General features: G+C 66.4%; 24 protein-coding genes. 14 read left to right on the top strand and 10 right to left on the bottom strand.

Translation table 11 applies throughout. The annotated features are described in order from the left end of the window. Positions 1-97: 97 nt before the first annotated feature. Positions 98-1,342 carry a glycosyltransferase family 2 protein gene (locus OB2597_RS15685; RefSeq protein WP_009806583.1) on the bottom strand — a complete coding sequence of 415 codons (1,245 nt, stop codon included), beginning with the start codon at positions 1,340-1,342 and terminating at the stop codon, positions 98-100. A gap of 20 nt (positions 1,343-1,362) precedes the next feature. Next, complete coding sequence (gene cysQ / locus OB2597_RS15680) at positions 1,363-2,160, bottom strand: 3'(2'),5'-bisphosphate nucleotidase CysQ (protein ID WP_009806582.1); 798 nt, start codon at positions 2,158-2,160, stop codon at positions 1,363-1,365. A 133-nt stretch (positions 2,161-2,293) separates the two neighbouring features. Between cysQ and OB2597_RS15675 the strand changes: the two genes are divergently transcribed. Together OB2597_RS15675 and OB2597_RS15670 are read left to right on the top strand one after the other, a co-directional pair. After that, entirely contained in the window at positions 2,294-3,115 is an 822-nt protein-coding gene (locus OB2597_RS15675; RefSeq protein WP_009806581.1) for an ABC transporter permease, read from the top strand. Then, on the top strand, positions 3,112-3,729 hold the full coding sequence (locus OB2597_RS15670; protein WP_009806580.1) for an SH3 domain-containing protein: 618 nt from the start codon (positions 3,112-3,114) through the stop codon (positions 3,727-3,729). Before OB2597_RS15675 ends, OB2597_RS15670 begins: the two co-directional genes overlap by 4 nt. 6 nt (positions 3,730-3,735) lie before the next feature. Here the strand turns inward: OB2597_RS15670 and OB2597_RS15665 are convergent, their stop codons facing one another. Further along, positions 3,736-4,344, bottom strand: coding sequence for an alpha-ketoglutarate-dependent dioxygenase AlkB family protein (locus OB2597_RS15665; RefSeq protein WP_009806579.1), 609 nt, complete (start codon positions 4,342-4,344; stop codon positions 3,736-3,738). Positions 4,345-4,619: 275 nt separating this feature from the next. Between OB2597_RS15665 and dnaK the strand changes: the two genes are divergently transcribed. The 3 genes from dnaK to radC all read left to right on the top strand — a co-directional run bounded on the left by dnaK (position 4,620) and on the right by radC (position 8,730). Then, a complete protein-coding gene (gene dnaK, locus OB2597_RS15660) occupies positions 4,620-6,530 on the top strand; it encodes a molecular chaperone DnaK (protein WP_009806577.1) in 1,911 nt (636 codons plus the stop codon). A 79-nt stretch (positions 6,531-6,609) separates the two neighbouring features. Beyond that, positions 6,610-7,755 (top strand): molecular chaperone DnaJ, encoded by a 1,146-nt coding sequence (dnaJ, locus tag OB2597_RS15655; RefSeq protein ID WP_009806576.1) that lies wholly within the window; start codon positions 6,610-6,612, stop codon positions 7,753-7,755. Positions 7,756-7,974: 219 nt separating this feature from the next. Next, on the top strand, positions 7,975-8,730 hold the full coding sequence (gene radC, locus OB2597_RS15650) for a RadC family protein (RefSeq protein ID WP_009806575.1): 756 nt from the start codon (positions 7,975-7,977) through the stop codon (positions 8,728-8,730). A 73-nt stretch (positions 8,731-8,803) separates the two neighbouring features. On the opposite strand, the gene OB2597_RS15645 is transcribed toward radC, so the two are convergent. Further along, a complete protein-coding gene (locus tag OB2597_RS15645; RefSeq protein ID WP_009806574.1) occupies positions 8,804-10,294 on the bottom strand; it encodes a malonate--CoA ligase in 1,491 nt (496 codons plus the stop codon). 127 nt (positions 10,295-10,421) lie between these two features. Here OB2597_RS15645 and OB2597_RS15640 point away from each other — a divergent pair, with 127 nt between their 5' ends. After that, positions 10,422-11,345 (top strand): DMT family transporter, encoded by a 924-nt coding sequence (locus OB2597_RS15640; RefSeq protein ID WP_009806573.1) that lies wholly within the window; start codon positions 10,422-10,424, stop codon positions 11,343-11,345. A gap of 20 nt (positions 11,346-11,365) precedes the next feature. Here the strand turns inward: OB2597_RS15640 and OB2597_RS15635 are convergent, their stop codons facing one another. From OB2597_RS15635 to OB2597_RS15625, 3 genes are all read right to left on the bottom strand, one after another. Beyond that, complete coding sequence (locus OB2597_RS15635; RefSeq protein ID WP_009806572.1) at positions 11,366-11,866, bottom strand: hypothetical protein; 501 nt, start codon at positions 11,864-11,866, stop codon at positions 11,366-11,368. Then, positions 11,863-12,402 (bottom strand): permease, encoded by a 540-nt coding sequence (locus OB2597_RS15630; RefSeq protein ID WP_009806571.1) that lies wholly within the window; start codon positions 12,400-12,402, stop codon positions 11,863-11,865. The genes OB2597_RS15635 and OB2597_RS15630 overlap by 4 nt, the downstream gene beginning before the upstream one ends. A 90-nt stretch (positions 12,403-12,492) precedes the next feature. After that, complete coding sequence (locus OB2597_RS15625) at positions 12,493-13,887, bottom strand: aspartate aminotransferase family protein (RefSeq protein WP_009806570.1); 1,395 nt, start codon at positions 13,885-13,887, stop codon at positions 12,493-12,495. A gap of 136 nt (positions 13,888-14,023) precedes the next feature. Between OB2597_RS15625 and OB2597_RS15620 the strand changes: the two genes are divergently transcribed. The 5 genes from OB2597_RS15620 to OB2597_RS15600 all read left to right on the top strand — a co-directional run bounded on the left by OB2597_RS15620 (position 14,024) and on the right by OB2597_RS15600 (position 19,457). Then, on the top strand, positions 14,024-15,112 hold the full coding sequence (locus tag OB2597_RS15620) for a polyamine ABC transporter substrate-binding protein (RefSeq protein ID WP_050759243.1): 1,089 nt from the start codon (positions 14,024-14,026) through the stop codon (positions 15,110-15,112). 54 nt (positions 15,113-15,166) lie between these two features. Beyond that, complete coding sequence (locus tag OB2597_RS15615) at positions 15,167-16,288, top strand: ABC transporter ATP-binding protein (RefSeq protein ID WP_009806568.1); 1,122 nt, start codon at positions 15,167-15,169, stop codon at positions 16,286-16,288. 61 nt (positions 16,289-16,349) lie between these two features. After that, positions 16,350-17,240, top strand: coding sequence for an ABC transporter permease subunit (locus tag OB2597_RS15610; protein WP_009806567.1), 891 nt, complete (start codon positions 16,350-16,352; stop codon positions 17,238-17,240). 73 nt (positions 17,241-17,313) lie between these two features. Beyond that, the gene (locus OB2597_RS15605; RefSeq protein WP_009806566.1) at positions 17,314-18,129 is read left to right on the top strand and encodes an ABC transporter permease; all 816 of its coding nucleotides are present in this window, start codon (positions 17,314-17,316) and stop codon (positions 18,127-18,129) included. Then, positions 18,126-19,457, top strand: a complete 1,332-nt coding sequence (locus OB2597_RS15600) for an NAD(P)/FAD-dependent oxidoreductase (protein ID WP_009806565.1) — start codon at positions 18,126-18,128, stop codon at positions 19,455-19,457. The genes OB2597_RS15605 and OB2597_RS15600 overlap by 4 nt, the downstream gene beginning before the upstream one ends. On the opposite strand, the gene OB2597_RS15595 is transcribed toward OB2597_RS15600, so the two are convergent. Genes OB2597_RS15595 through OB2597_RS15585 form a run of 3 tightly spaced genes read right to left on the bottom strand, consistent with a single transcriptional unit; the run spans position 19,454 to position 22,449 of the window. After that, the gene (locus OB2597_RS15595; RefSeq protein WP_009806564.1) at positions 19,454-20,104 is read right to left on the bottom strand and encodes a GntR family transcriptional regulator; all 651 of its coding nucleotides are present in this window, start codon (positions 20,102-20,104) and stop codon (positions 19,454-19,456) included. The two genes, OB2597_RS15600 and OB2597_RS15595, sit on opposite strands and share 4 nt — an antisense overlap. Positions 20,105-20,107: 3 nt before the next feature. Then, a complete protein-coding gene (argE, locus tag OB2597_RS15590) occupies positions 20,108-21,268 on the bottom strand; it encodes an acetylornithine deacetylase (RefSeq protein ID WP_009806563.1) in 1,161 nt (386 codons plus the stop codon). Beyond that, positions 21,265-22,449, bottom strand: coding sequence for a M24 family metallopeptidase (locus OB2597_RS15585; protein ID WP_009806562.1), 1,185 nt, complete (start codon positions 22,447-22,449; stop codon positions 21,265-21,267). Before OB2597_RS15585 ends, argE begins: the two co-directional genes overlap by 4 nt. Before the next feature lie 182 nt (positions 22,450-22,631). Here OB2597_RS15585 and eutB point away from each other — a divergent pair, with 182 nt between their 5' ends. From eutB to OB2597_RS15570, 3 genes are read left to right on the top strand one after another with little or no spacing between them, the layout of a single operon-like run. Further along, positions 22,632-23,624: a hydroxyectoine utilization dehydratase EutB gene (eutB, locus tag OB2597_RS15580; protein ID WP_009806561.1), complete on the top strand. Its 993-nt coding sequence runs from the start codon at positions 22,632-22,634 to the stop codon at positions 23,622-23,624. Then, entirely contained in the window at positions 23,614-24,603 is a 990-nt protein-coding gene (locus tag OB2597_RS15575) for a cyclodeaminase (protein WP_009806560.1), read from the top strand. Before eutB ends, OB2597_RS15575 begins: the two co-directional genes overlap by 11 nt. Next, positions 24,600-25,094 carry an Lrp/AsnC family transcriptional regulator gene (locus OB2597_RS15570; RefSeq protein WP_009806559.1) on the top strand — a complete coding sequence of 165 codons (495 nt, stop codon included), beginning with the start codon at positions 24,600-24,602 and terminating at the stop codon, positions 25,092-25,094. The genes OB2597_RS15575 and OB2597_RS15570 overlap by 4 nt, the downstream gene beginning before the upstream one ends. Positions 25,095-25,180 lie beyond the last annotated feature (86 nt).

Below are 25,180 nucleotides of genomic sequence, written 5' to 3'. Positions count from 1 at the left end.
TCCTAGCGCTCCGCGCGCAATATGGCAGACATAGGCCAGTGAATCACCCCGCACAGTCGGAAAACATCGTTTCCGTTCGGTTAATTTTAACGCATCGTTAATTCGATGGAGTTTTGTGCTGCCGCAGTGCGGCAATCCGGGCGATTTCCTGCGCGAGCCTCCGGCGGAACGAGGTGGCCCGCACCAGCGGTTCATCGCGCCGTGCCCTGCCCCAGATCCCGCCGGTCTGTTCCCAGACGCCGTCGCGCGTCATGCGCACCCGGTGAAAGAGCGCCGTCGGCGACAGGATGAAGAGCGATACGGTCGCGCCCCCGGCGGCGCGTGCGGCAGCCTGTGCCCGCAGTCGCCGGCGCGACAGGGGGCGCCCGGCCAGCGTGATGCTCTGGCCGGTGGCGCGGGTGCGAAACGGCAGGAAGGGTTCGCTCGAATGCGGCAGCCCCGGCAGCGGGTACAGGGTGCGGGACCGGCCGGCCTCGATCCCCGCGGCGAGGCGGGCGCGCAGGCGGCGCAGGTCGCGCGGCTCCAGCCGGCCCGCCACCATGTGCGAGATCAGCGCCCTGTCGCGCCCCGCCACGAAATCGGTAACCGCCTTCTCGCGCGCGTCCTCGGGGCAGTGGCGCCGCAGAAAGACCGACAGGCTCGCCCCGATCTCGAACAGGTCGCGGGGGGCGCGGGAGGCATGGCGCCGGGACGAGGGGGCAAAGCTGTGATGCACCTGCGCCATGGGAACAACGGCGGTCACATGGCGCGCCCGGGCGAGGCGCATGTTCAGGTCGGTGTCGTCCAGGTAAAAGCGGTAGGCCGGGTCGAAACCGCCAAGCTGCGCCAGGACAGAGCGGCGGAAGGCCATGTTGGTGCCTTCCGTCTTGACCGCCCGTCCCGGAGGCGGGGTGAGGGCGGTGGCCCGCGCCGGGTCGACATCCAGTGGTCGAGCCTGGCCCGTATGATCGACGCTGTGCGCCTTCCACTGAAACGAGATCCCGTTGCGCCCGATGACGAAGCCGCCCGCCGCGGCGACATCGGGTTCCGAGAAGGGCGCGGTCAGGTGGCGCAGCCAGGTCGGCTCGGGTACGGCGTCATCGTCGATGAAGGCGACCACCTCGCCGGCGGCGACCGCGGTGCCGAGGTTGCGGGCGAGCGAGATATTGGGATCGGCGAAGGGCACGGTCTTGATCTCGCGCCCGAGCTTTTGCCGCCGCACCGCATCGAGGCCCGCCGCATCGGCGACGACCACGATCTCGTAATTGTCGTGCAACTGCCGGGCCAGTCCGACCAGCGTCAGTTCCAGGCTGGGGCCGCGATCCCGGCTGACAACCACGACGCTGACGGTGGGGTCGTCCATGGCCGGTCCGCCCCCCGCGGTCAGGCCGGCTTGAGCGTGACCGAAGGCGAGGCGGCGATGAAGAAGGGGTTGGCGAACCCTTCCTTGCCGTAGGTCAGGGGCTCGAGCGTCTCGAAATGCAGAACCCGGCCGCCGGCGCCGGCGACGACGGCGTGGCCGGCGGCGGTATCCCACTCCATCGTGCGGCCCAGGCGGGGATAGAGGTCGGCCTCGCCGCTGGCGATCAGACAGAACTTGAGCGAAGATCCCGCGCTGGTCATGTCCTTCGCCGCATATTTCGCGATGTAGTCGTCGGTCGCCTGGTCGCGGTGCGACTTGGAGGCGACGATCATCAGCGCGTCGTTGTCGGCCGCGGAGACCCGCAGTTCGGTCTGCGCCCCGGGCGCGTCCCTGTCGAAGGGGGCGGCCTCTTCGACCGCGGTGCCGTCGGTCCGGGTATAGAACATGCGGTCCCGCGCCGGGGCGTAGACGACGCCTCGCGTGGGAATGCCGTCCTCGACCAGCGCGATGTTGACGGTGAAATCGCCGCGGCGGTTGACGAACTCCTTGGTGCCGTCCAGCGGATCGACGATGAGGAAGGTGCTGGCGCTTTCGGAATGCGTGGCGGCCTGTTCCTCGGTGATCAGCGGCAGGTCGGGAAAGGCTTCGCGCAGGCCGGCCGAGATCAGCGCATCGGCGGCCTCGTCCGCTTCGGTGACCGGGCTGGCATCGGACTTGGTCTTCACCCCGAAATCGTCGGAATTGTAGATCTCCATGATCCGGTCGCCGGCTTCGAGTGCGAGGCGCCGCATGACGGTTTCGAGCTTTGCGTAGTCCATTTCGATGCGTCTCCGATCAGTGCGCGCGGGGGGCCGAGAATTGCCTCGGGAGGCGCGGTTCGTTATGGTGAAGCCGCAAGGGATCGGCAAGACTTCCCTGCGTGTCCCGGGCAATCTCCTTCGGAGCGACGGAATGTTTGAGCAGAGGGTGCACCGTTCGAAGGTGGGATCCGCCATCGGGATCGCCGAGCTGATCTATCACACGGCGGTCCACTCGATCCGGAAGACGCATCGCCATGCCCTGTGGTCGATCGCGCTGAACATGCTGCAGGCGGTGATCTTCGTCCTGTCGTTCTACGCCATGTTCGAACTGCTGGGCCTGCGGCGGAACGCGATCCGGGGCGATTTCCTGCTCTACCTGATGTCCGGCATCTTCCTCTACATGACGCATGTGAAGACGCTCGGCGCGATCACCGGCTCCGAGGGCGCGACCTCGGCGATGATGAAGCACGCGCCGATGAACACGGCCGTGACGATCGGCGCGGCGGCTCTCTCGACACTATATATACAGGTGCTGTCGCTCGTCCTGATCCTCTTCGTCTATCATGTCGTCTTCACGCCGATCACCATCGACCAGCCGGTCTATGCCTTCGGGATGCTTCTGCTGGCCTGGTTCACCGGGATCGGCGTCGGGCTGGTGCTGCTGGCGATCAAGCCCTGGGCGCCACAGTTCGTCTCGGTCTTTTCGCAGATCTATCAGCGGGCCAACATGATCGCCTCGGGCAAGATGTTCGTGGCGAATTCCCTGCCCGCCTACATGGTGGCCATGTTCGACTGGAACCCGCTGTTCCATGCCATCGACCAGTGCCGGGGCTATGTGTTCCTCAACTACACGCCGCACAATTCCTCGCTGGCCTATCCGTTCCTTGTGGGGGTGGGGCTGTGCATGCTCGGACTGATGGGCGAATTCTACACCCGTCGCCACGCCTCGCTCAGCTGGGATGCAAAGCGATGATCCTGCGCGCTCTCGTCGTGCTCCTCTTCCTGTCCGGCGGTCCGGTGGCGGTGGCCGAGCCTTTTCCGGCGCTTTACGACGTGGTCGGTGTCGCCCGGGACGATGTGCTGAACATCCGGGCCGAGCCCGACGCCCGGGCCGAGATCCTGGGCACCTTCGCGCCCGACCGGCGCGGGGTAGAGGTAGGCGCCGTCAGCGACGACGGCGGATGGGGCCAGGTCAATGCGGGCGGCCGATCCGGCTGGGCCTCGCTGACCTATCTGGAGCGCCGGGACGGTCAGGAGGACGGCGATTTCCCGCCCGTGCGCCGCTGCCTGGGGACCGAGCCGTTCTGGTCGCTCGGCCAGGGCGCGGGGCGCTGGCGCTACGAGACACCCGGCGGCATCGACGTGACGATGGACGAGACATGGCGCGGCCGGTCCTCCGGTCGGCTGGACCGGTTCGGGGTCGTCATGGGCCGGGCCGGGATGCGGGCGCGGATGGTCGTCGCCCGGCAGTCATGCAGCGACGGCATGTCCGACAAGGCCTTCTGGCTGACCGCGGATATCCTCATCGAGCGGAGCGACGGCGAAAGAGAGATGATCTCGGGCTGCTGCACGATCTCGTCCCGCTGAGCCACTTCAGTCCACCACCCGGCACGTGAGGTTGATCCGGCCGCCCTTCGGCAGCAGGCGCGAGGAATTGAACCGTATCCGGTCCACCCCGTGATGGGTCAGCCGAGCCGCGCCCCCCATGATCACCGCATCGCCGGATTCCAGCCAGAACGACTCGGTCCTTCCGCCGCGTTCTTCGTTGCCGATGCGGAATAATCCATCGTCGCCCAGCGACAGCGACAGCACGGGGAAGGTGAAATCCGCCTCGTCCCGGTCCTGATGCATCCCCATGCGCGCGCCCTCGCCATAGTAGTTGATCAGGCAGCAGTCCGGCGCCCGCTCCAGTCCCGTCAGTTCGTGCCAGACCGACAGGACCTGTGGCGGAATCGGCGGCCACGACTGGCCGTCGGGATGACGGGGTTCGTACCGATAGCCACGCGCATCCGAATACCAGCCGTATTTTCCGGCGCTCGTCATGCGCACCGACATCTTCTTTCCGAACCGCGTCGTCGGGGAAAAGAGCGGCGCCTGCCTGAGCACGGGTCGCAGCGCCTCGACCAGATCGGCCTGGGCCGCCTCGTCGAGGTAGGTCTTGTGGATGTCGAAGCCGCGCAGGCGGAAGGTGGGTCCTGGCATGTGGAAAACCGGGTCTGGTGGGGTCTTTCCCAACCGATATGGGGCGAGGGGCCGCTTGGAAAGAGCCTGCGGACCGGCCGTTGTGATCGGTTTGCAAAAACGGTGGAAATTTGCGGAACTCGCGGTGCAAGGCCGCTTGCAGCCCCGGGGACCCCTTCCTATATACGCTCAGAAGCGCGGCGGACAGGCTCCTGACCGCCGCCTGTCAGGCGGTGGCGGATGCCGTACCGGGTCCGTCTCCGGAACTATCGCCTTAAGTGAAAGGGATTGAAATCATGTCCAAAGTGATCGGTATCGACCTTGGCACCACCAACTCCTGCGTTGCCATCATGGATGGGTCGCAGCCCAAGGTCATCGAAAACTCCGAAGGTGCGCGCACGACCCCGTCGATCGTCGCCTTCACCGACGAAGAGCGGCTCGTCGGTCAGTCTGCCAAGCGGCAGGCCGTCACGAACTCCACCAACACGATCTTCGGCGTCAAGCGCCTGATCGGCCGTCGGTTCGACGACAGCGACCTGGCGAAGGACAAGAAGAACCTGCCGTTCGCCGTGGTCGATGGCGGCAATGGCGACGCGTGGGTGGAAGCCAAGGGCGAGAAATACTCCCCCTCGCAGATTTCCGCCTTCATCCTCGGCAAGATGAAGGAAACCGCCGAGTCCTACCTGGGCGAAGAGGTCAGCCAGGCCGTGATCACGGTTCCGGCCTACTTCAACGACGCCCAGCGTCAGGCCACCAAGGACGCCGGCAAGATCGCCGGGCTCGAGGTGCTGCGGATCATCAACGAACCGACGGCCGCCGCGCTGGCCTATGGCCTGGACAAGGACAACAGCCACACGATCGCGGTCTACGACCTCGGCGGCGGCACCTTCGACGTCACCATCCTCGAGATCGACGACGGCCTGTTCGAAGTGAAATCCACCAACGGCGACACGTTCCTCGGCGGTGAAGACTTCGACATGCGCATCGTCAACTACCTGGCCGACGAGTTCAAAAAGGAACACAACGTCGACCTGACCCAGGACAAGATGGCGCTGCAGCGTCTCAAGGAAGCGGCCGAGAAGGCGAAGATCGAACTGTCCTCCTCGCAGACGACCGAGATCAACCAGCCGTTCATCTCGATGGGGTCGAACGGTCAGCCGCTGCACATGGTCATGAAGCTGACCCGTGCCAAGCTGGAAACCCTTGTGGGCGACCTGATCAAGTCCTCGCTCAAACCGTGCCAGGCCGCGCTCAAGGATGCCGGTCTGACGACGGGTGACGTGGACGAGGTCGTTCTGGTGGGCGGCATGACCCGCATGCCCAAGGTCGTCGAAGAGGTGACGAAGTTCTTCGGGAAAGAGCCGCACAAGGGCGTGAACCCGGACGAGGTCGTCGCGCTCGGCGCCGCGATCCAGGCCGGTGTCCTTCAGGGCGACGTGAAGGACGTGGTGCTGCTGGACGTGACCCCGCTGTCGCTGGGGATCGAGACGCTGGGTGGCGTGTTCACCCGCCTGATCGACCGCAACACGACGATCCCGACCAAGAAGAGCCAGGTCTTCTCGACCGCCGAGGACAACCAGAATGCCGTGACCATCCGGGTCTTCCAGGGTGAACGCGAGATGGCGACCGACAACAAGATGCTCGGTCAGTTCAATCTCGAAGACATCCCCCCGGCGCCGCGCGGGATGCCGCAGATCGAGGTGACCTTCGACATCGACGCCAACGGCATCGTCTCGGTCGGTGCCAAGGACAAGGGCACCAACAAGGAACAGAAGATCACGATCCAGGCCTCGGGCGGTCTCTCCGACGAGGACATCGACAAGATGGTCAAGGACGCCGAGGAGAACGCCGAGGCGGACAAGTCCCGCCGCGAGCTGGTCGAAGCCAAGAACCAGGCCGAAAGCCTCGTCCACTCGACCGAGAAGTCGCTGGAAGAACATGGCGACAAGGTCGATCCCTCGACCGTCGAGGCGATCGAGCTGGCCGTGGCCGCGCTCAAGGACGAGCTGGAGAACGACAATGCCGACAAGATCAAGGCCGGCATTCAGAACGTGACCGAAGCGGCCATGAAGCTGGGCGAGGCGATCTACAAGGCGCAGCAGGACGAGGGCGAAGACGCGCCTTCGGCGGCTGATGCCGGTCCGGCGGATGACGATGACATCGTCGATGCGGACTTCGAGGATCTGGATGACAACAAGCGTGCGTGATCCCGCGCGCTGGAACCTCTGGGGCCGGTCCACCTTCGGGCGGGCCGGCCCGCATCGTTCCTGAGGGGAGACCACCCGAATGGCAAAACGCGACTATTACGACGTTCTCGGGCTGTCCAAGGGGGCCGGCGAGGACGAGATCAAGAAGGCCTATCGCAAGAAGGCCAAGGAACTTCACCCCGACCGCAACGCCGACAACCCCAAGGCGGAAGAGCAGTTCAAGGAAGTCAACGAAGCCTACGACTGCCTGAAGGATGCCGACCGCAAGGCGGCCTATGACCGGTTCGGCCATGCGGCGTTCGAAGGCGGCATGGGCGGCGGGGCGCGGCGCGGCGGGCCGAACCAGGGCGACTTCGCCTCGGCCTTCTCCGACGTGTTCGACGACCTCTTCGGCGATTTCATGGGTCAGCGCGGCCCCGGCGGGGCACGGCAGCGCGCCACCCGCGGGTCGGACCTGCGTTACAACATGCGCGTCTCGCTCGAGGATGCCTACGAGGGCCTGCAGAAGACCATCCAGGTGCCGACCTCGGTGCAGTGCACGCAATGCGACGGCTCGGGGGCCGAGGGCGGGTCCGAACCTGCCACCTGTCCGACCTGTTCGGGCATGGGCAAGGTGCGGGCGCAGCAGGGATTCTTTACCGTCGAACGGACATGCCCGACCTGTTCCGGCGCCGGGCAGATCATCAAGAACCCCTGCAAGGCCTGTGGCGGCATGGGCCGTGTCGAACGCGACCGGTCGCTGTCGGTGAACATCCCCGCGGGGGTCGAGACCGGCACCCGAATCCGCCTGGGCGGCGAGGGCGAGGCCGGGATGCGCGGCGGTCCGGCGGGCGATCTCTACATCTTCATCGAGGTCGAGCCGCACAAGATCTTCGAACGCGACGGGCCGAACCTCTTCTGCCGTGTCCCGGTATCGATGACCACGGCGGCGCTCGGCGGGGATATCGAGGTGCCGACGATCGACGGCGGCCGCTCCCGGGTCAAGATCCCCGAAGGGTCGCAATCGGGACGGCAGATGCGGCTGCGAAGCAAGGGCATGCCGGCGCTGCGCGGTGGCGGCACGGGCGACATGATGATCGAACTGGCGGTTGAAACGCCGGTGAACCTGACCGCCCGGCAAAAGGAGCTTCTGCGGGAGTTCAACGACCTGTCCGAGGAAAACAGCCCCGAAAACAAGGATTTCCTCAAGTCGGTGCGCGGGTTCTGGGATTCGATGAAGGGCTGATCGGCGTCAGTGCCATCCGCCCTTCGTCCGCGTCACCCTGTCGTCCTCGGCCCGACCCGAGGATCTCCTGCCACATCGGACCACGCCATACCGCGACGGCGACAGACCGGAGAGCCTCGGATCAAGCCCGAGGATGAGGTGGTGCGCGGCGACAGGCGCCCCGCCAGCCTCTCCGCGGGTTTAACCCGTTCTTAACCGCCGGTCCGCAAAGTGGCCCTCATGCCACGCCCGTCGCATCTTCAGGAGCCCGCTCTTCCGCTGTTCCAGGCCGGGGCTCCGGTCTCCGGCAAGCCGGCGAAACGGCCCTCCTACATCGCCGATCACCGCGCGCGGCTGCGCGACCGGTTCCTCGACGGGGGGGCGGATGCCATGCCGGACTACGAACTGCTGGAAATGGTGCTCTTCCGGGCCAATGCCCGACGCGACATGAAGCCCGTGGGCCGCGCGCTGCTCGACCGGTTCGGGTCGTTCAACAGGGTGATCAGCGCGCCTCCGGCCGATCTCATGCGGATTGACGGTGTCGGCCGGTCCCTCGTGGCGGAACTCAAGCTGATCGAGGCCGCGGCGCAGCGCCTGATGCGCGACCGGGTGATCAACCGGCCTGTCCTCAGCTCATGGCAGGCGCTGCTGGACTATTGCCAGACCGCGATGGCGCATCGCGACACCGAACAGTTCCGCATCCTGTTCCTCGACCGCAAGAACGTGCTTGTCGCCGATGAGCCGCAGGCCAGGGGCACGGTCGATCATGTGCCGGTCTACCCGCGCGAGGTCGTCAAACGCGCGCTGGAGCTGAACGCCTCGGCTTTGATCCTCGTGCATAATCATCCCTCGGGCGACCCCACGCCCAGCCCGGCCGATATCGACATGACCGCACAGGTCGCCGCGGCCGCCGACGCGCTCGGCATCACCGTCCACGACCACCTCGTCATCGGGCGCGCCACGGAGTTCAGCTTCCGCGCGCAGGGCTACCTTTGATCTTCATCTTGCCGAAAATACTCCGGGGTGAATTGCGCCGCAGGAGCAAGAGGGGCAGCGCCCCTCCGCCCGGTCAGGCAAACAACCCGGCATATTCGTCCCGCAGTGCCTTCTTCTGGACCTTCCCCATGGTGTTGCGCGGCAGTTCCGGCACCACGAAGACCCGCTTCGGCTGCTTGAACTTCGCCAAGCGGCCCGAGAGGGCCTCGCCGATCTCCTCTGCCGTCACGTCGCCGACGACCACGGCCACGACCGCCTCTCCGAAGTCCGGGTGGGGCAGGCCGATCACGGCGCTTTCGACCACGCCAGGCAGGTCGTCGACGATCTCTTCGATCTCCTTGGGATAGACGTTGAACCCGCCCGAGATGATCAGGTCCTTGGCGCGGCCGACGATCGTCACGTAGCCCTCGGCGTCGCGGGTGGCGAGGTCGCCGGTGATGAACCAGCCGTCCGCTTTCAGTTCCTCGGCGGTTTTCTCGGGCATCTGCCAATAGCCCTGGAAGACGTTCGGCCCGCGCACCTCGATCACGCCGATGTCGCCTTCGGGAACCTCGGCCCCGTCCTGCATGATCCGCAGCTCGACGCCGGGCAGGGGGAAGCCGACCGTGCCCATGCGGCGCTCGCCCTCATAGGGGTTCGAGGTCGACATGTTGGTTTCCGTCATGCCGTATCGTTCCAGGACGCGGTGCCCGGTGCGCGCCAGCCATTTCTCGTGCGTGTCGACCAGCATCGGGGCCGAGCCCGAGATGAAGAGCCGCATGTTCGCGGCCAGCTCCGGGGCAAGCCGGTCGTCGTTCAAGAGCCGGGTGTAGAAGGTCGGCACGCCCATCATTGCCGTGGCCCCGGGCATCGCGTCCAGGATCGCGTCGGGGTCGAACCTAGGCAGGAACACGGTCGAGGCTCCGGCAAGAAGCGCCACGTTGGTCGCCACGAAAAGTCCGTGAGTGTGAAAGATCGGCAGGGCGTGAATCAGCACGTCGTCGCGGGTGAACCGCCAGTATTCGCGCAGGGTTTCGGCATTCGAGGCGAGATTGCCGTGGCTCAGCATCGCACCCTTGGACCGTCCGGTCGTGCCGGAGGTGTAGAGGATCGCGGCAAGGTCGGTCTCGGCGCGCGGCACGGCCTCGAAGCCGGGGTCGGCGGGCAGGGCCTCGGTCAACGTGCCGGTGCCGTCGGCGGCCAGCGTGAGGCAGCTTGCCGGGGTGAGCGCGGCGATGCCGCTTTGACGCGCGGGGTCGCAGACCACGACCCGCGGTGTGGCGTCGCCCAGGAAATAGGCGACCTCGGGGTCGGTGTAGGCGGTGTTCAGCGGCAGGAAGATGCCGCCGGCCAGCACGGTCCCGATATAGAGCTGGATCGCCTCGATGCTCTTGTCGACCTGGACGGCCACGCGATCACCCGGTTGCAGGCCGAGGTCGGCAAGCGCCCGCGCCATGCGCTCGGCCCCCTCGAAAAGCGCCCGGTAGGTGATGTCCGGCAGGTCCGGGCGCCTGGCGAAGACATGGTCGGGGGTGAGGACGGCGTGCCGGGCCAGCAGACCGCAGAGGTGGTTGGTTTCGTGCATGACGGTGCCTTTTCCGTGCGGGACGGTGGCATAAAGGCGGGCGGGCCGGGGGAATGCAAGGGCGCCCTCACGATTGACCTCGGGCAGAGGGCGGGACAGTGTCGCGGCAGGTTTCCGGACGAATCCCATGCAACCCCTGCGCGGTATCGCTTTCAAGCTCATCGCGGTGATGTGTTTCATCACCATGCAGTCGCTGGTCAAGGCGGTGTCGACGGATGTGCCCGCGGGAGAGTCGGTGTTCTTCCGGTCGCTGTTCGCCCTTCCGGTGATCATCGCATGGCTTGCCCTGCGCGGCGATCTGCGGACGGGGCTTCGGGTGGCACGACCGATGGACCATGTCTGGCGCGGTTTCATCGGGACATGCGCCATGGGGGCGATGTTCGCGGGGCTGGCGTTCCTGCCCTTGCCCGAGGTGACGGCGCTGACCTATGCCATGCCGCTGCTCGTGGTGATCTTCGCGGCGATGTTCCTGAACGAAAGCGTCGGCATCTTCCGGATCGGCGCGGTCGTTCTCGGGCTGACGGGCGTGCTGATCGTCCTTGCGCCGCGGGTGACCTCGTTCGGCGGGGATACGGTCAAGATGATGGAGGCGGTCGGCGCGCTGATCGTCCTGCTGGGGGCGGTCTGCGGGGCGCTGGCGCAGATCTTCATCCGCAAGATGGTGCAGACCGAAGAGGTCTCGGCCATCGTCTTCTGGTTCAGCTGCACCTCGACCGGCATGGCGCTGCTGACCGTGCCGTTCGGGTGGGTCGTGCCGACGCCGGCGCAGGCCGTCATGCTGGTCCTGACGGGGCTGGTCGGCGGGCTGGGGCAGATCTTCCTCACGTCGAGCTATCGTTTCGCGGATGCGAGTCTCGTGGCGCCGTTCGACTATGCCTCGATGCTCTTCGCGATTCTGATCGGGTACTTCGTCTTTGCCGAGGTGCCGACGTCGCAGATGCTGCTGGGGGCCGCGCTCATCATCATCGCCGGCATCATCATCATCCTGCGCGAGCGGCAGCTGGGCATACGGCGCGAAAAGGCGCGGCAGGCCAAGACCCCCTACAACTGACCCCGGCGCGCGGCCTGGTCTCAGGCACGCAGGCCGAGGAGGAGGTCCGCGATCAGCCCGGCGATCACCGGCAGGACCATGCTGGACCCGAGGCGGAGGGCAATGAAGCGCCAGCCCATGATCGGGGCCTCGTAAGCCAGCAGCCGGTGCAGGGCGAAGACCGACCAGCCACCGATCAGCGCCACCATCTGCGGCACGCCCGCGCCGCTGTTCATGAAGACGATGGCAATGGGAAAAGAGGCCATGGGTCCGCCGGGCAGCAGCCCCCCGACCAGCGCGGCGAGGGTGATGCCGAGGACCCCCGACTCGGGGCCGATGAACCGCGAGAGATGTTCGAGCGGGATGATCAGCGCAAGGAACGAGGCGGCGAGCAACGCCAGCGGCAGGCGCAGCATCAGTGTCCTGCCGATGTTCAGGGCCGAGACGCTCCCGGCCCTGAGGCCGGGCACGCCCTCGCGTTTCCAGACCAGCAGGCCGAGGATCGCGACGGCGCCCCAGATGAAGATCAGCGGACCGCTCATTCCTGGGCCTCGTCGGGATCGCGCAACCGGAAGGCGGGCCAGCGGACGAGCCAGCGGGCGATCAGCCCCGCAAGGATCGGCAGGGGCAGGCAGGCGAGGTAGCGGATCACCGAGAATTCGAGGCCGAGCAGTGGCAATTCCCAGATGATCAGCCGGTTGAAGCCGAGCAGCGACCAGGCGGTAATGAAGGCGATCAGCGCCCCCGCATCGGCCCCCGCGATCCAGAGCGCGTAGACCATCGGAAAAGAGGTGAAGGGGCCGCCCGGCGTGAGCAGCCCGGCGAGGGAGGCGATGGCCAGACCCATGAGTCCCGAACTGCCGCCCAGCCACCTCGCAACCTGGTCCTTGCTGACCAGCCGCGTGACCAGCCCGCCGATCAGCAGGCCGGCGGCAAGCTGCGGAAGGATCAGGACCAGCAGGGACCCGGCCTCCAGCATGGCGGCGAGAACCGCGTCGGGGCCCAGCCGGACATAGGCGATGGTCCCGGTCACGGTCGCGAGGGCGAGAAAGACGAGATCGGTCCCGGCGATCTTCATTCGACGACTCCGGATGGCAACGGCTCATCCAGATAAGCCGATGCCTCCGTCATGCAACCGGAGAGGCGCATCCGGGGGCGCCGGCTCCGGTCATCCGGCCTGCCACAGACCGGCCTCCTTGACCGCCGCCATGCCTTCGTCGAGCGACCGCCAGGCGCGGTCGATCAGCGTGTCGATCTCGGTTTTCGAGATCACCAGCGGCGGGGAGATGATCATCCTGTCGCCGACATGCCGCATGATCAGATTGTTGGCGAAGCAGCGTTCGCGGGTCATGAAGCCGACCGTTCCCGCATCGGCGGCAAAGGGCGCGCGGGCGGACTTGTCCGGGGTCAGGGCGAGCGACCCCATCATGCCGACGATCTTCGCCTCTCCGACCATGGGGTGATCGGTCAGGGCTTCGAACTTCTGCCGCAGATAGGGGCCGGTGTCCTCGCGCACGCGGTCGACGATCTTCTCTTCTTCCAGGATGCGCAGGTTTTCCAGCGCGACGGCGCAGGCGACAGGGTGTCCGGAATAGGTGTAGCCGTGGTTGAATTCGCAGTTTCCGATGACCTCGGCGACCGCGTCGCTGACGATCGAGGCGCCGATGGGCTGATAGCCCGAGGACAGGCCCTTTGCGATCGTCATGATGTCGGGCGTCAGGTCCAGCGTCTGGGAGCCGAACCATTCCCCGGTGCGCCCGAAGCCGCAGATCACCTCGTCGGCGATGAAGAGGATGTCGCGTTCGCGGCAGATGCGCATGACCTCGGGCCAGTAGCTGTCGGGGGCGACGATCACGCCGCCCGCGCCCTGGACGGGCTCGGCGATGAAGGCGGCGACCCGGTCCTCTCCGATCTCGTCGATCTTCGCCTCGAGCTGGCGGGCCCGTTCGAGGCCGAATTCCTCGGGGGACATGTCGCCGCCCTCGGCCCACCAGTTGGGCTGGTCGACATGTTCGATACCGGGGATCGGCAGGCCGCCCTGCGCATGCATCCCCTTCATGCCGCCGAGCGAGCCCGAGCCGACAGAGGAGCCGTGATAGGCGTTCCAGCGCGAGATGACGACCTGCTTTTCCGGCTTGCCCCTCTCGGCCCAATAGGTGCGGACCATGCGCAGGTTGGTGTCGTTCGCCTCGGACCCCGAGCCGGCGTAGAACACGTGGTTCAGATTGCCGGGGGCGAGTTCGGCCAGTTTGGCCGAGAGGGCGATGGCGGGGACGTGGGTCGTCTGGAAGAAGGTGTTGTAGTAGGGAAGCTCGCGCATCTGGCGCGCCGCGGCCTCGGCCAGTTCGTCGCGGCCGTAGCCGATGTTCACGCACCACAGGCCCGCCATGGCGTCGAGGATTTCCTGCCCCTCGCTGTCCCGCAGCATAACGCCCCGCGCGCCGGTGATGACCCTCGCGCCCTTGCCAGCCAGCTCCGACTGGGTTGTGAAGGGGTGGATGTGATGCGCGGCGTCGAGCGCCTGGAGTTCGGCCGTCGGCAGGTGGTTCGTGATCGGCTGCATGAAATTCTCCCGAATTCGATATCGCGCAGACGCTACGCCGCGATCCCCGAAAACGCCATATTGCAACTGCGCGAATTTGTTGCTTGGATCAATCTCCAAGGACGCTACCTGAGCGACGTCCAAGGGGAGTTAGAAAATGACGAGATCACTAATCGCACTGACCGCCGCCATGGCCATGGGGACTGCCGCCCTGGCCGATGAGGTGCACGTCTACAACTGGTCCGACTACATCGACGAAGAGCTTCTGACGAAGTTCGAGGAAGAGACCGGGATCGAGCTGGTCTACGACGTGTTCGACAGCAACGAATTGCTGGAAACCAAGATGCTGGCCGGCGGATCGGGCTATGATGTCGTGGTTCCGACCGGCACCTTCCTGCAGCGCCAGATCATGGCCGGCGCGTTCCAGCCGCTGGACCCGGACAAGCTGCCCAACCGCGAGAACATGTGGGATACGATCCAGAAGCGGACGGATGTCTATGACCCGGACGGAGAGTATTCCATCAACTACATGTGGGGCACCACCGGGATCGGCGCGAATGTCGGCAAGGTCAGGGAAATCCTGGGCGAGGATGCCGAGCTGAACAGCCTCTCGCTGATCTTCGACCCCGCCAAGGTGGAACAGCTTTCCGAATGCGGCATCCACCTGCTGGACGCCCCGACCGAGGTCATTCCCGCCGCGCTGACCTATGCCGGCTGGGAAGGTGGACCCGACGACAAGTCGGACGAGGCCATGGCCAAGGCCGAAGAGGTGATCACGGCCATCCGCCCCTATATCCAGAAGTTCCACTCCTCGGAATATATCAATGCCCTGGCAAATGGGGACATCTGCCTCGCGCTCGGCTGGTCGGGCGACGTGCTTCAGGCGCGCGACCGCGCGGCCGAGGCCGACAATGGGGTCGAGGTGACCTACGAGGTGCCGAAGGAAGGCGCGCTGATGTGGTTCGACCAGATGGCGATTCCGGTGGATGCGCCGAACCCGGATGCCGCGCACAAGTTCCTGAACTTCATCATGGATGCGCAGAACATGGCGGCGGCGTCGAACTACGTCTACTACGCCAACGGCAACGAGGCCTCGCAGGAATTCCTGAACGAGGACGTGATCGGCGACACCGCGATCTATCCGGACGAGGACACGCTGGAGAATACCTACACGGTGACGCCGTTCGGCCCGAAGGAGCAGCGGACGCTCACCAGGCTCTGGACCAAGATCAAGTCCGGAACCTGAGAACGACCGGCCCGCGCGACATGCCGCGCGGGCCTTCTCAAATCCAGAGGCCTCATGCCCCAGAAGATATTCGCCCCGTGGGACGATCCGGACGAGACACCGTTGATCCGGTTCCAGAACGTCTCGAAGCGGTTCGGCGACTTCACGGCGATCGACGCCATCGATCTCGAGATCTACGCGCGGGAGTTCTTTGCGCTGCTGGGGCCCTCCGGCTGCGGCAAGACCACGCTGATGCGGATGCTCGCCGGGTTCGAGACGCCGTCGAGCGGCAAGATTTTCCTCTCGGGGCAGGACATCGCCCCGGTGCCGCCCAACCAGCGGGCGGTGAACATGATGTTTCAGAGCTATGCGCTGTTTCCGCACCTGTCGGTCTGGGACAACATCGCCTTCGGCCTGCGCCGCGAGGGCCGGGCAAGGGACGAGATAGACGCCCGGGTGGGCGAGATGCTCAAGCTGACACGGCTCGAGAAATTCGCACGCCGCAAGCCGCACCAGATTTCCGGTGGTCAGCGACAGCGGGTGGCGCTGGCGCGATCGCTGGCGAAAGCGCCGAAACTGCTTCTGCTGGACGAGCCGCTCGGCGCGCTGGACAAGAAGTTGCGGGAAGAGACGCAGTTCGAGCTGATGGACATCCAGGAGACCACCGGCACGACCTTCGTCATCGTGACGCATGACCAGGAAGAGGCGATGACGGTCGCCAGCCGCGTGGCGGTGATGGACGAGGGCCGGCTCATTCAGGTCGCCACGCCCGACCGCATCTACGAAGCGCCCGCATCGGTCTATGTCGCGGACTTCATCGGCGACGTGAACATCATTGAGGGCAAGGCCCACCAGACCGGCGACCGGGTTCAGGTCGACTGGGCCGAGGGGCAGCCGGCCCTGGCGGCCAAGACCACCCGGGATTTTTCGCTCGAGCAGACCTGCTATCTGGCGATCCGGCCGGAAAAGGTGGCGATCTCGGCCGAGAAACCCTCGGGGGCGAACGTTCTGTCGGGCGAGGTTCTCGATATCGCCTATCTCGGCAACCTCTCGACCTATCACGTCAAGCTGCCGACGGGCCACGTGATCAAGGCGCAGCAGGCCAACACACGGCGGATCGCCCGCCGTCCCTTCACCTGGGAAGACAAGGTCTGGGTGAGCTGGACGGAATCGGCGGCCGTGGTGCTGGACCGGTGAGGGGCGCCCGGGAATACCGAGGCGCGGCGCCGGCGGGCGATGGCACCGTGAGGGGGGCGCCATGCGACGTCTGATCCTCATCGCCATACCCTATGTCTGGCTGCTCGCCCTGTTTCTGATCCCCTTCTTCATCGTGGTGAAGATCTCGCTTTCGGACGTGGCACTGGCGCGGCCGCCCTACATGCCGCAGCTCGACTGGTCGGCCGGCTGGGAGGGGATACGGAATTTCTTCGCCGCGCTGGACTTCGAGAACTTCGGCTTCCTGACGACCGACGATCTTTACTGGAAGGCCTACCTCTCCTCGCTTCAGATCGCGGGGATCTCGACCCTGCTGACCCTGATCGTCGGCTTTCCGATTGCCTACGGCATGGCGCGCGCGCCCGAGCACTGGCGCCCGACGCTGATGATGCTGGTGATATTGCCGTTCTGGACCAGCTTCCTGATCCGGGTCTACGCCTGGATGGGCATCCTGTCGCAGAACGGGCTTCTGAACGGCGTGCTGATGTCGCTCGGCGTGATCGGCGAGCCGCTGACGATCCTGAACACCGATGTCGCGGTCTATATCGGGATCGTCTACACCTATCTGCCGTTCATGATCCTGCCGATCTACGCGGCGCTGGAAAAGCTGGACAGTTCGCTTCTCGAGGCCGCCGAGGATCTCGGCTGTTCACGCCTGACCGCCTTCTGGCTGATCACCGTGCCGCTGTCGAAACAGGGGGTGATCGCCGGCTGTTTCCTCGTCTTCATTCCGGCCGTGGGGGAATTCGTCATCCCGTCGCTTCTGGGCGGCTCCGAGACACTGATGATCGGCAAGGTGCTGTACGAGGAGTTCTTCTCGAACCGGGACTGGCCGGTGGCTTCGGCCGTGGCGGTGGTTCTGCTTCTGATCCTGGTGATCCCGATCGTGCTGTTCCAGCGGAACGAGCAGAAGCAACGTGAGGCTGAAGGATGATGGCGGAGGCAGCCGGAACCCGGAGGGTGCGTGCTTGCACGCACCGCCAGCGGACCATCTTGGGGGGCTTCGCATGAACCGGCTGTCGCCCTTCAACGTGGTCTCGCTGACCCTCGGCTTTGCCTTCCTCTACCTGCCGATGGTCATCCTGGTGATCTACTCGTTCAACGAATCCAAGCTGGTGACCGTATGGGCGGGGTTCTCGACCAAATGGTACGGCGAACTGGTCCGGAACGAGGCCTTTCTCGATGCGGCCCTCGTCACGCTGCAGGTGGCGCTTCTGACCTCGACCCTGGCCACGATCCTGGGCACCTGCGCCGCCTATGTGCTGATACGCATGCACCGGTTCCCGGGCCGGACGCTGTTTTCCGGCATGATCTACGCGCCGCTGGTCATGCCCGACGTGATCCTGGGCCTGTCGCTTCTGCTGCTGTTCATCGGGCTGAACGTCGACCGGGGCGTGCTGACCATCGTGCTGGCGCATACCACCTTTGCCATGTGCTATGTCTCGGTCGTGGTGTCGTCGCGTCTGGTGGCCTTCGACCGGTCGCTGGAAGAGGCGGCGCTGGACCTGGGCGCGACACCCTTCCAGACTTTCCGGCTGGTGACCCTGCCGATCATCGCGCCCGCGGTGATCTCGGGCTGGCTGCTGGCCTTCACCCTGTCGCTCGACGATCTGGTGATCGCCTCGTTCACCGCCGGACCGTCCTCGACCACGCTGCCGATGAAGATCTTCTCGGCCGTGCGGCTCGGCGTCTCGCCCGAGATCAACGCGCTTTCGACCATCATGATCGCCATCGTGACCGTGGGGGTGATCACCGCCTCGCTGGTGTCCAAGCGCGCCGCCGTGCGCCGTTTGCGGGAAGAGAAGGCCGCGGAACGGGCATGAAGCGCCTCTACGGTCCTTATGCCTATTCGCGCGAGGCGATCGCCGCGTGTCACTGGGCCGCCGCCGTGCCGGACGAGGCGCTCTCGGCGCCGCCGGTGCTCGATCCCGTGCGGACGCGGGTCGCCGTCATCGGGGGCGGGTACACCGGATTGAACGCCGCTCTGCGCCTGGCCGAAAACGGGGTCGAGACGGTCCTGCTGGATGCCGAGTTCCCCGGGTTCGGCGCCTCGGGCCGGAACGGCGGGTTCTGCTGCCTCGGCGGATCGCGGGCGCCGGATGCGATGCTGCGCCGCTTCGGCGACCCGCGTGAGGTCCGGCGGACCGAGAGGGCCGCGATCTCGCATGTGTCGGGCCTGATCGACCGCCTCGGGATAGATGCCGACCGGCAGATCCATGGCGAGGCGATCGTCGCGCATTCGGCGGCCAAGGCCAGGGACCTGCCCCGCATGGCCGAAGAGATGGCGCGGGACCATGATGTCGAACCGACCGTGATCGCCGGGGCGGACATGGACGCGCATGGCATGGCGGGGCGCTGGCACGGGGCGCTGTCGGTGCCGCTGGGGTTCTCGCTGCATCCGCGGAAATATCTTCAGGGGCTCCTCGCGGCGTTCCGGCGCGCAGGCGGAGAGGTGTACGGGCAAAGTCCGGTCCTGCGGATCGAAGCGCAGGACAAGGGGATCGCGCTGCACACCCCGCGGGCGGTGGTGACGGCCGAACGGGTCGTGCTGGCGACCAACGGCTACACGTCCGAGGACGTCCCGGACTGGATCCGGGCGCGGACGCTCCCGGCGCAGAGCTCGGTGATCGCGACCCGACCGATGAGCGGAGAAGAACTGGCGGCGCAGGGATGGACCACGCGGCAGATGGCCTACGAGGAGCGCCGGCTGCTGCATTACTTCCACCTGACGCCGGACAACAGGATGGTCTTCGGTCAGCGCGGCGGGCTGATCTCCTCCGCCGCCAACGAGTCGAGGATCGCGGAAAGGGTGCGCGCGGATTTCGCGCGGGCCTTTCCGGCCTGGGCGCATGTCGAGAGGCCGGACAGCTGGTCCGGACTGGTCTGCCTGACCGCGTCGCTCACGCCCTATTGCGGACCGGTGCCGACGGTGCCGGGGCTGTTCACGGCCTTCGGGTATCACGGCAACGGGGTGGCCATGGGAAGCTATCTCGGCGCGCTGCTGGCCGATCTCGTGCAGGACAGGAAACCCCGCTCCATCCTGCCGGCCGCCTTCCGGGCCGAACCGCCGCGCTTTCCGCTGGGGCGGTGGCGGCGGGCGTGGCTGGCGGCCGAATACAACTGGGCGAAACTGACCGACCGGAGCAGCTAGGGCGCTGCCGCGAGGCTGGCGAGCAGGCGCTGCCGGCTCATCGAGATATGGGCGCGGCGGATCAGCGCGGCGGCCCGGGTATCGCCGAGGCGCAGGGCGCGGCGGGTTTCCCCCAGCTCGTGCCGGAACATGCCGATCTCTTCCGCCAGATCGAGATGGTCGACCCGGTGCAGCCAGATCCGCGTGGTGCGGAAGAAAAGGCGTTCGGAAACCTCGCGCAGGGCGCCGTTGTCCGTCAACTCGAGGCCGAAGGCGAAGAATTCCATGTTGAGCCGGGCGAAGGCACGCCCGTCGGGGCTGTCCCTGAGCGCGTCGGCCCGTTCGATGAAGCCGTCGATCCGGCCGAGGGCAGCGTCGCTGACCGGGACGGGCGAGAGGCGGGCGGCCAGCTCGGCCAGTTCCTCGCGCAGGGCGTAGACTTCGAGCAGTTCCTGCGGTTCTGCATCGGTGACGATCGTGCCGACGCCGTGTTGCGGCCGGACCAGCCCCTCGTCCTCGAGCCGGGCCAAGACGCGGCGCAGGGGCGTCCGCGAGGTGCCGAATTCCGCCGCGAGGTCGGATTCCGACAGGCGGGCGCCCGGCGGGTAGTCGAGCAGGCAGATCCGGTCACGCAGGGTCCGGTAGAGCTCCTCGTGCCGGTCCGCCATCGCTCAGGCCGCCAGCTGGTCGGCCAACCCGTGAAGCATGGACAGGCAATGGTCCAGCTGCTCCAGTTCGATGAATTCGTCGGGTTTGTGGGCCTGCGAGATCGAGCCCGGGCCGCAGATCACGGCCGACATGCCGAGCTGCTGGAACAGCCCCGCCTCGGTCCCGAAGGATACAAGGTCGGTTCCGTTCGCACGGGTCAGCCGGGCCACGAGGTCGCGGGCGCCGTTGTCGTCCATCGGAATGAGGCCGGCCACCTCGCCGATCACCTCGGTCACCACATCCGCATCGGGATGGACACGGCGCATCTCGGGCAGGAGCTTCTGCCGGACGAAGTGGTCGATCTCGCCCTTGACGTAATCCCGGTCGCGATCCTGCACGGGCCGCATCTCCCAGTCGACTTCGGCCAGGCCCGGAATGACGTTGTGGACGTGACCCCCGGTGAGGCGCCCGATGTTGATCGTCGACCAGGGCGGTTCGAAGGCCGAGCCGGGCGGCGCACGGTGGCGCAGATGCTCGCGCAGTTCCAGCAGTTGCGAGACATAGCGCACCGCGTATTCCACCGCATTCACGCCCAGTTCGGGACGCGACCCGTGCCCTTCGAGGCCGGTGAAGCGGGTGGTGTATTCGCAGCACCCCTTGTGGCCTTCGATGATCCGCATTTCGGTCGGTTCGCCGATGATGGCCAGAGACGGGATGAGTTCGCGATCCTGCAACACGTCGCGCAGGCCGCGCGCGCCGAGGCAGCCGACCTCTTCGTCGTAGGTGAACGCGAAGGAGACCGGGTGGCGCAGGTCCTGCGCGGCAAAGCGGTCGGCCATCGCCACGGCGGCGGCGATGAAGCCCTTCATGTCGCAGGTGCCGCGCCCGAAGAGCTTGCCGCCCGCCTCGCGCATCACGAAGGGGTCCGAGGTCCAGTCCTGATCCTCGACCGGCACGACGTCGGAATGGCCCGACAGCAGCACGCCGCCGGGTTCCTCCGGACCGATCCGGGCCAGGAGGTTGGCCTTGGTGCCGGTCTGGTCGGCGAGGATCTCGACCTCGGCGCCGAGGTCGCCCAGCCGGTTGGCCAGCAGGGCGATCATCTCAAGGTTGCTGTCGGCGGACACGGTCGGAAGCGCGATCAGGTCGCCCAGCAGGTCGCGGGTGGTGGCGAGATCGGTCATGGCTTGACGTACATCTTGCGGGGGCGGTCGCAGAAGCATTCGGCGGGCCCGTCTTCGGTGATGCGGATCGACTCCGTGATCTCCAGTCCCCAGTTCGCCATCCAGAGGCCGGGCATGAAGTGGAAGGTCATGTTGGGCTCGAGCACCGTCTCGTCCTCGGCCCGGAGCGAAATCGTCCTCTCGCCCCAGTCCGGCGGATAGGAGAGGCCGATGGGATAGCCGCAGCGCGCGCCGCGGGTGATGCCGGCGGCCTCGAGAGGGGCGGCCAGGGCCTCGGCCACGTCGCAGGCGCGGTTGCCGGCGCGGGCCATGTCGAGCCCGGCTTCCAGCCCTTCCACCAGCGCGGCCTCGGCGTGCTTGAACAGGTCGGGGGGCTCGCCCAGATAGACGGTACGGCAGAAGGGGATGTGATAGCGGCGGTAGCAGCCGGAGATCTCGAAGAACGTCGCCTCTCCCTTGGCAAAGGGCCGGCCGTCCCAGGTCAGGTGCGGCGCGGCGGCGTCCGAGCCCGAGGGCAGCAGCGGCACGATGGCCGCGTAGTCGCCCCAGGCATCGTCCACGCCGAGGATGGCATCGCGCATGATCTCGGCCACGACGTGGTTCTTGGGCACGCCCGGCTCGACGCGCTCGAGCCAGCCGTCGACGATCTTTTCCGAGATCTTCGCGGCCTGGCGCATGAAGACCAGTTCTTCCTCGGATTTCACCGTGCGGCACCAGTTCACGAGCGTCGTGCCGTCGACAAAGGTGGCGTCGGGCAGTTCGTGGGTCAGGATGGCGTGGGCGCGGGCGGAATAGTAGTAGTTCTCCATCTCGACCCCGATCCGCGAGGTGCCGACCCCCATGGCGCGCATCTGCGCGGCCAGTTCCTCCATCGGGTGGCGTTCGGTCGACTGAACGAAATGGTCGGCGTAGCCATAGGCGCGGCTGTCCTCCATCCAGACCGTGCGAATCGCACCGTTGCGGTCCTGCGACCGGCCCCACCACCAGGGATCCCGGTCGAGGAAGACGACGACCCCCTGGTGGACGTAGAAGCTCCAGCCGTCATAGCCGGTCAGCCATGCCATGTTCGACGGATCGGTGACGCAAAGCACCTCGATCCCGGCGTTCTCCATGGCAACGCGCGTCTTGTTGAGACGGCGTTCGTACTCTTCCGGCGAGAAAGGCAGGGTTTTTTCGATCATCTGGGGCTCCCGAAATGAGGGGTGATTCCCGGTGTGATGACAGGTTGTGCACAACGCTGCCGCTCCAAAAACGAACAGGGGCAGTCGTTTTTGGCAAATACAAGGGGTTCCGGGGCCGTCAATGTTGACCTGCAAGCGATTAAGGCTTTGTTGTGCACAACTGTTCGGCAAATGAGGCAAGGATGACCGCCGCAATAACAATTCGCGATGTCGAGGCCGCCGCCCGTGTCCTGCGGGGGCGGGCCGATGCGACTCCGCTGGTGCCGTCGCTCTGGGACGGGGCGGATCTGTGGCTGAAGCTCGAGATCTGTCAGCCGATCGGCGCATTCAAGCTGCGCGGCGCGCTGAACGCGGTCGAGGGCGTCGAGGCCGAGGGGGTCGTATGCTGTTCCACGGGCAATCACGGGCGCGGCGTGGCCTGGGCCGCCCGGGCAGCGGGGAAACGCGCGGTTATCTGCATGTCGTCACTGGTGCCGCAGGCCAAGGTCGAGGGCATACGGGCGCTCGGGGCGGACGTGCGGATCGTCGGCACATCTCAGGATGACGCGCAGGCCGAGGCGGACCGGCTGGTCGAGGCCGAGGGGCTGGCCGACATCTCGCCCTTCGACGATCCGCTCGTGATCGCGGGCCAGGGAACGATCGGGGCCGAGATCATGGCGCAGAAGCCCGGGGTCGAAACGCTGCTGGTTCCGCTCTCGGGCGGCGGGCTCGCTGCCGGGGTCGCGCTGGCGGCCAAGGCGGCCGATCCGCAGGTCCGCGTGATCGGCGTCAGCATGGACCGGGGCGCGGCCATGGCGGCCAGTCTTTCGGCGGGGCACCCCGTGCAGGTCGGGGAATATGCCAGCCTGGCCGACAGCCTGGGTGGCGGCATCGGACTGCGGAACCGGCTGAGCTTTCCCATGTGCCGGGATCTGCTGGACGACGTGGTGCAGGTGACGGAGGACGAGGTCTATCGCGCGATGCAGGCGCATTACTGGACCGACCGGCTGGTGGCCGAGGGGGCCTCGGCGGTCGGGCTGGCGGCATTGATGGCCGGAAAGGTGCATGTTTCTGGACCGGTGGCGACGATCTTGACGGGGCGGAATGTGGATATGGCGCAATTTACCGATGTTGTCGCGGGCCGAGATGTGGTGCTTGGTGATGTAATCGTTAAGGGAATTGCACATGGCACATGACATCCGGGTGGTGACGGAACAGGAGTTGCGGTCGGTGATCGGGCTGGACCGCGCGGTGACGGACGTTGTGGAAAAGGCCTTCTCCGCACTGGCCGGCGAGGGTGTGGTGATGCCGCCGATCCTGTCCATGGCGCTGCACGAGGCGAACGGAGAGGTCGACGTCAAGACCGCCTACCTGCCCGGCTTCGACGGATTCGCCATCAAGGTCTCCCCGGGGTTCTTCGACAATCCCAAGCTGGGGCTGCCATCGTTGAACGGATTGATGATCCTGTTCTCGGCGAAGACGGGGCTGGTGCAATCGCTGTTTCTGGACAACGGCTATCTGACCGACCTGCGCACGGCGGCGGCCGGCGGCGTCGCGGCGCGCCACTTCGCACCCGAGGAGATCGCGACTGCCGGCGTCATCGGCACCGGCGTCCAGGCGCGGCTGCAGATGCAGGCGGCGCATCTCGAACGGCCGTTCGAGCGGCTGCTGGTCTGGGGTCGCGACCCCGGCAAGGCTGCGCATTGCGCGGCGGACCTTGGCGAGAAGCTGGGGATCGCGGTCGAGACGATCTCGGAACCGGGCAAGCTGGTGGAACAATGCCAGCTGGTGGTGACGACCACGCCCGCGCGCGAGCCGATCATCACCCATGACATGCTGCACCCGGGGCTGCACATCACCGCCATGGGCTCGGACCAGGCGGGCAAGAACGAGATCGCGCCGCGGGTGCTGGCGGCCTGCGATCTCTATGTCGCGGACCGGTTGTCGCAATGCGAACTGGTGGGCGAACTGGCGGCGGCGAAGGCGGCGGGGCTGGAGCCCTTCGCCACGGCCGAACTCGGGGCGGTGGTCGCGGGCCGTGCGCAGGGGCGGCAATCGAACCGGGACATCACCCTGTGCGACCTGACCGGGACCGGCGCGCAGGACACCGCCATCGCGAGCCATGTGGCGCAGCTGCTCGCGGGATCGCCGACCGGAACGGTCATCACCACATGAGCGGCTTCCGTCTGGATGCACGGGACGTGGAGATCCTCCGCATCCTCGAAGCCGAGGGGCGCATCACCAAGGCGGAGCTCGCGACCCGGATCAATCTCTCGCCGACGCCCTGCTGGGACCGCCTGAAGCGGCTGGAAAAGGCGGGGATCATCGCGGGCTACGGCGCGCGCGTGTCCCTGCGGGCGCTGGCGCCGCATGTGGTGATCTTCGTCGCCGTCGAGCTCGAGACGCACAAGACGGACCAGTTCCAGACCTTCGAGGACGCGGTGCAGGAAATCCCCGAGATCACCGCCTGCTGGGCGCTCGGTGGCGGGTTCGACTATCTGTTGCAGGTGGTGGCGCGGGATATCGACGCCTATCAGCGGCTGATCGACCGGATGCTGGCCTCGGACATCGGGATGGCGCGCTATTACACCTACATCGTGACCAAGCCGGTCAAGGCGCCGTCGCCGCTGCCCTACGCGGCGCTGGACCTGCCGCCGAAGGATTGACTGTTACCGGTGCGCCTGGCCAGCGGATTCCTCTGTTCCGGGGGCGCAGTACAGTCACCTCCTCTGCGACGTTTCTGCGAAGGTGC

The sequence above is a fragment of the Pseudooceanicola batsensis HTCC2597 genome (assembly GCF_000152725.1).
GTDB lineage: Bacteria > Pseudomonadota > Alphaproteobacteria > Rhodobacterales > Rhodobacteraceae > Pseudooceanicola > Pseudooceanicola batsensis.
Note: the sequence above shows the minus strand (reverse complement) of the source record. Positions and strands in the feature narration are given on the sequence as shown.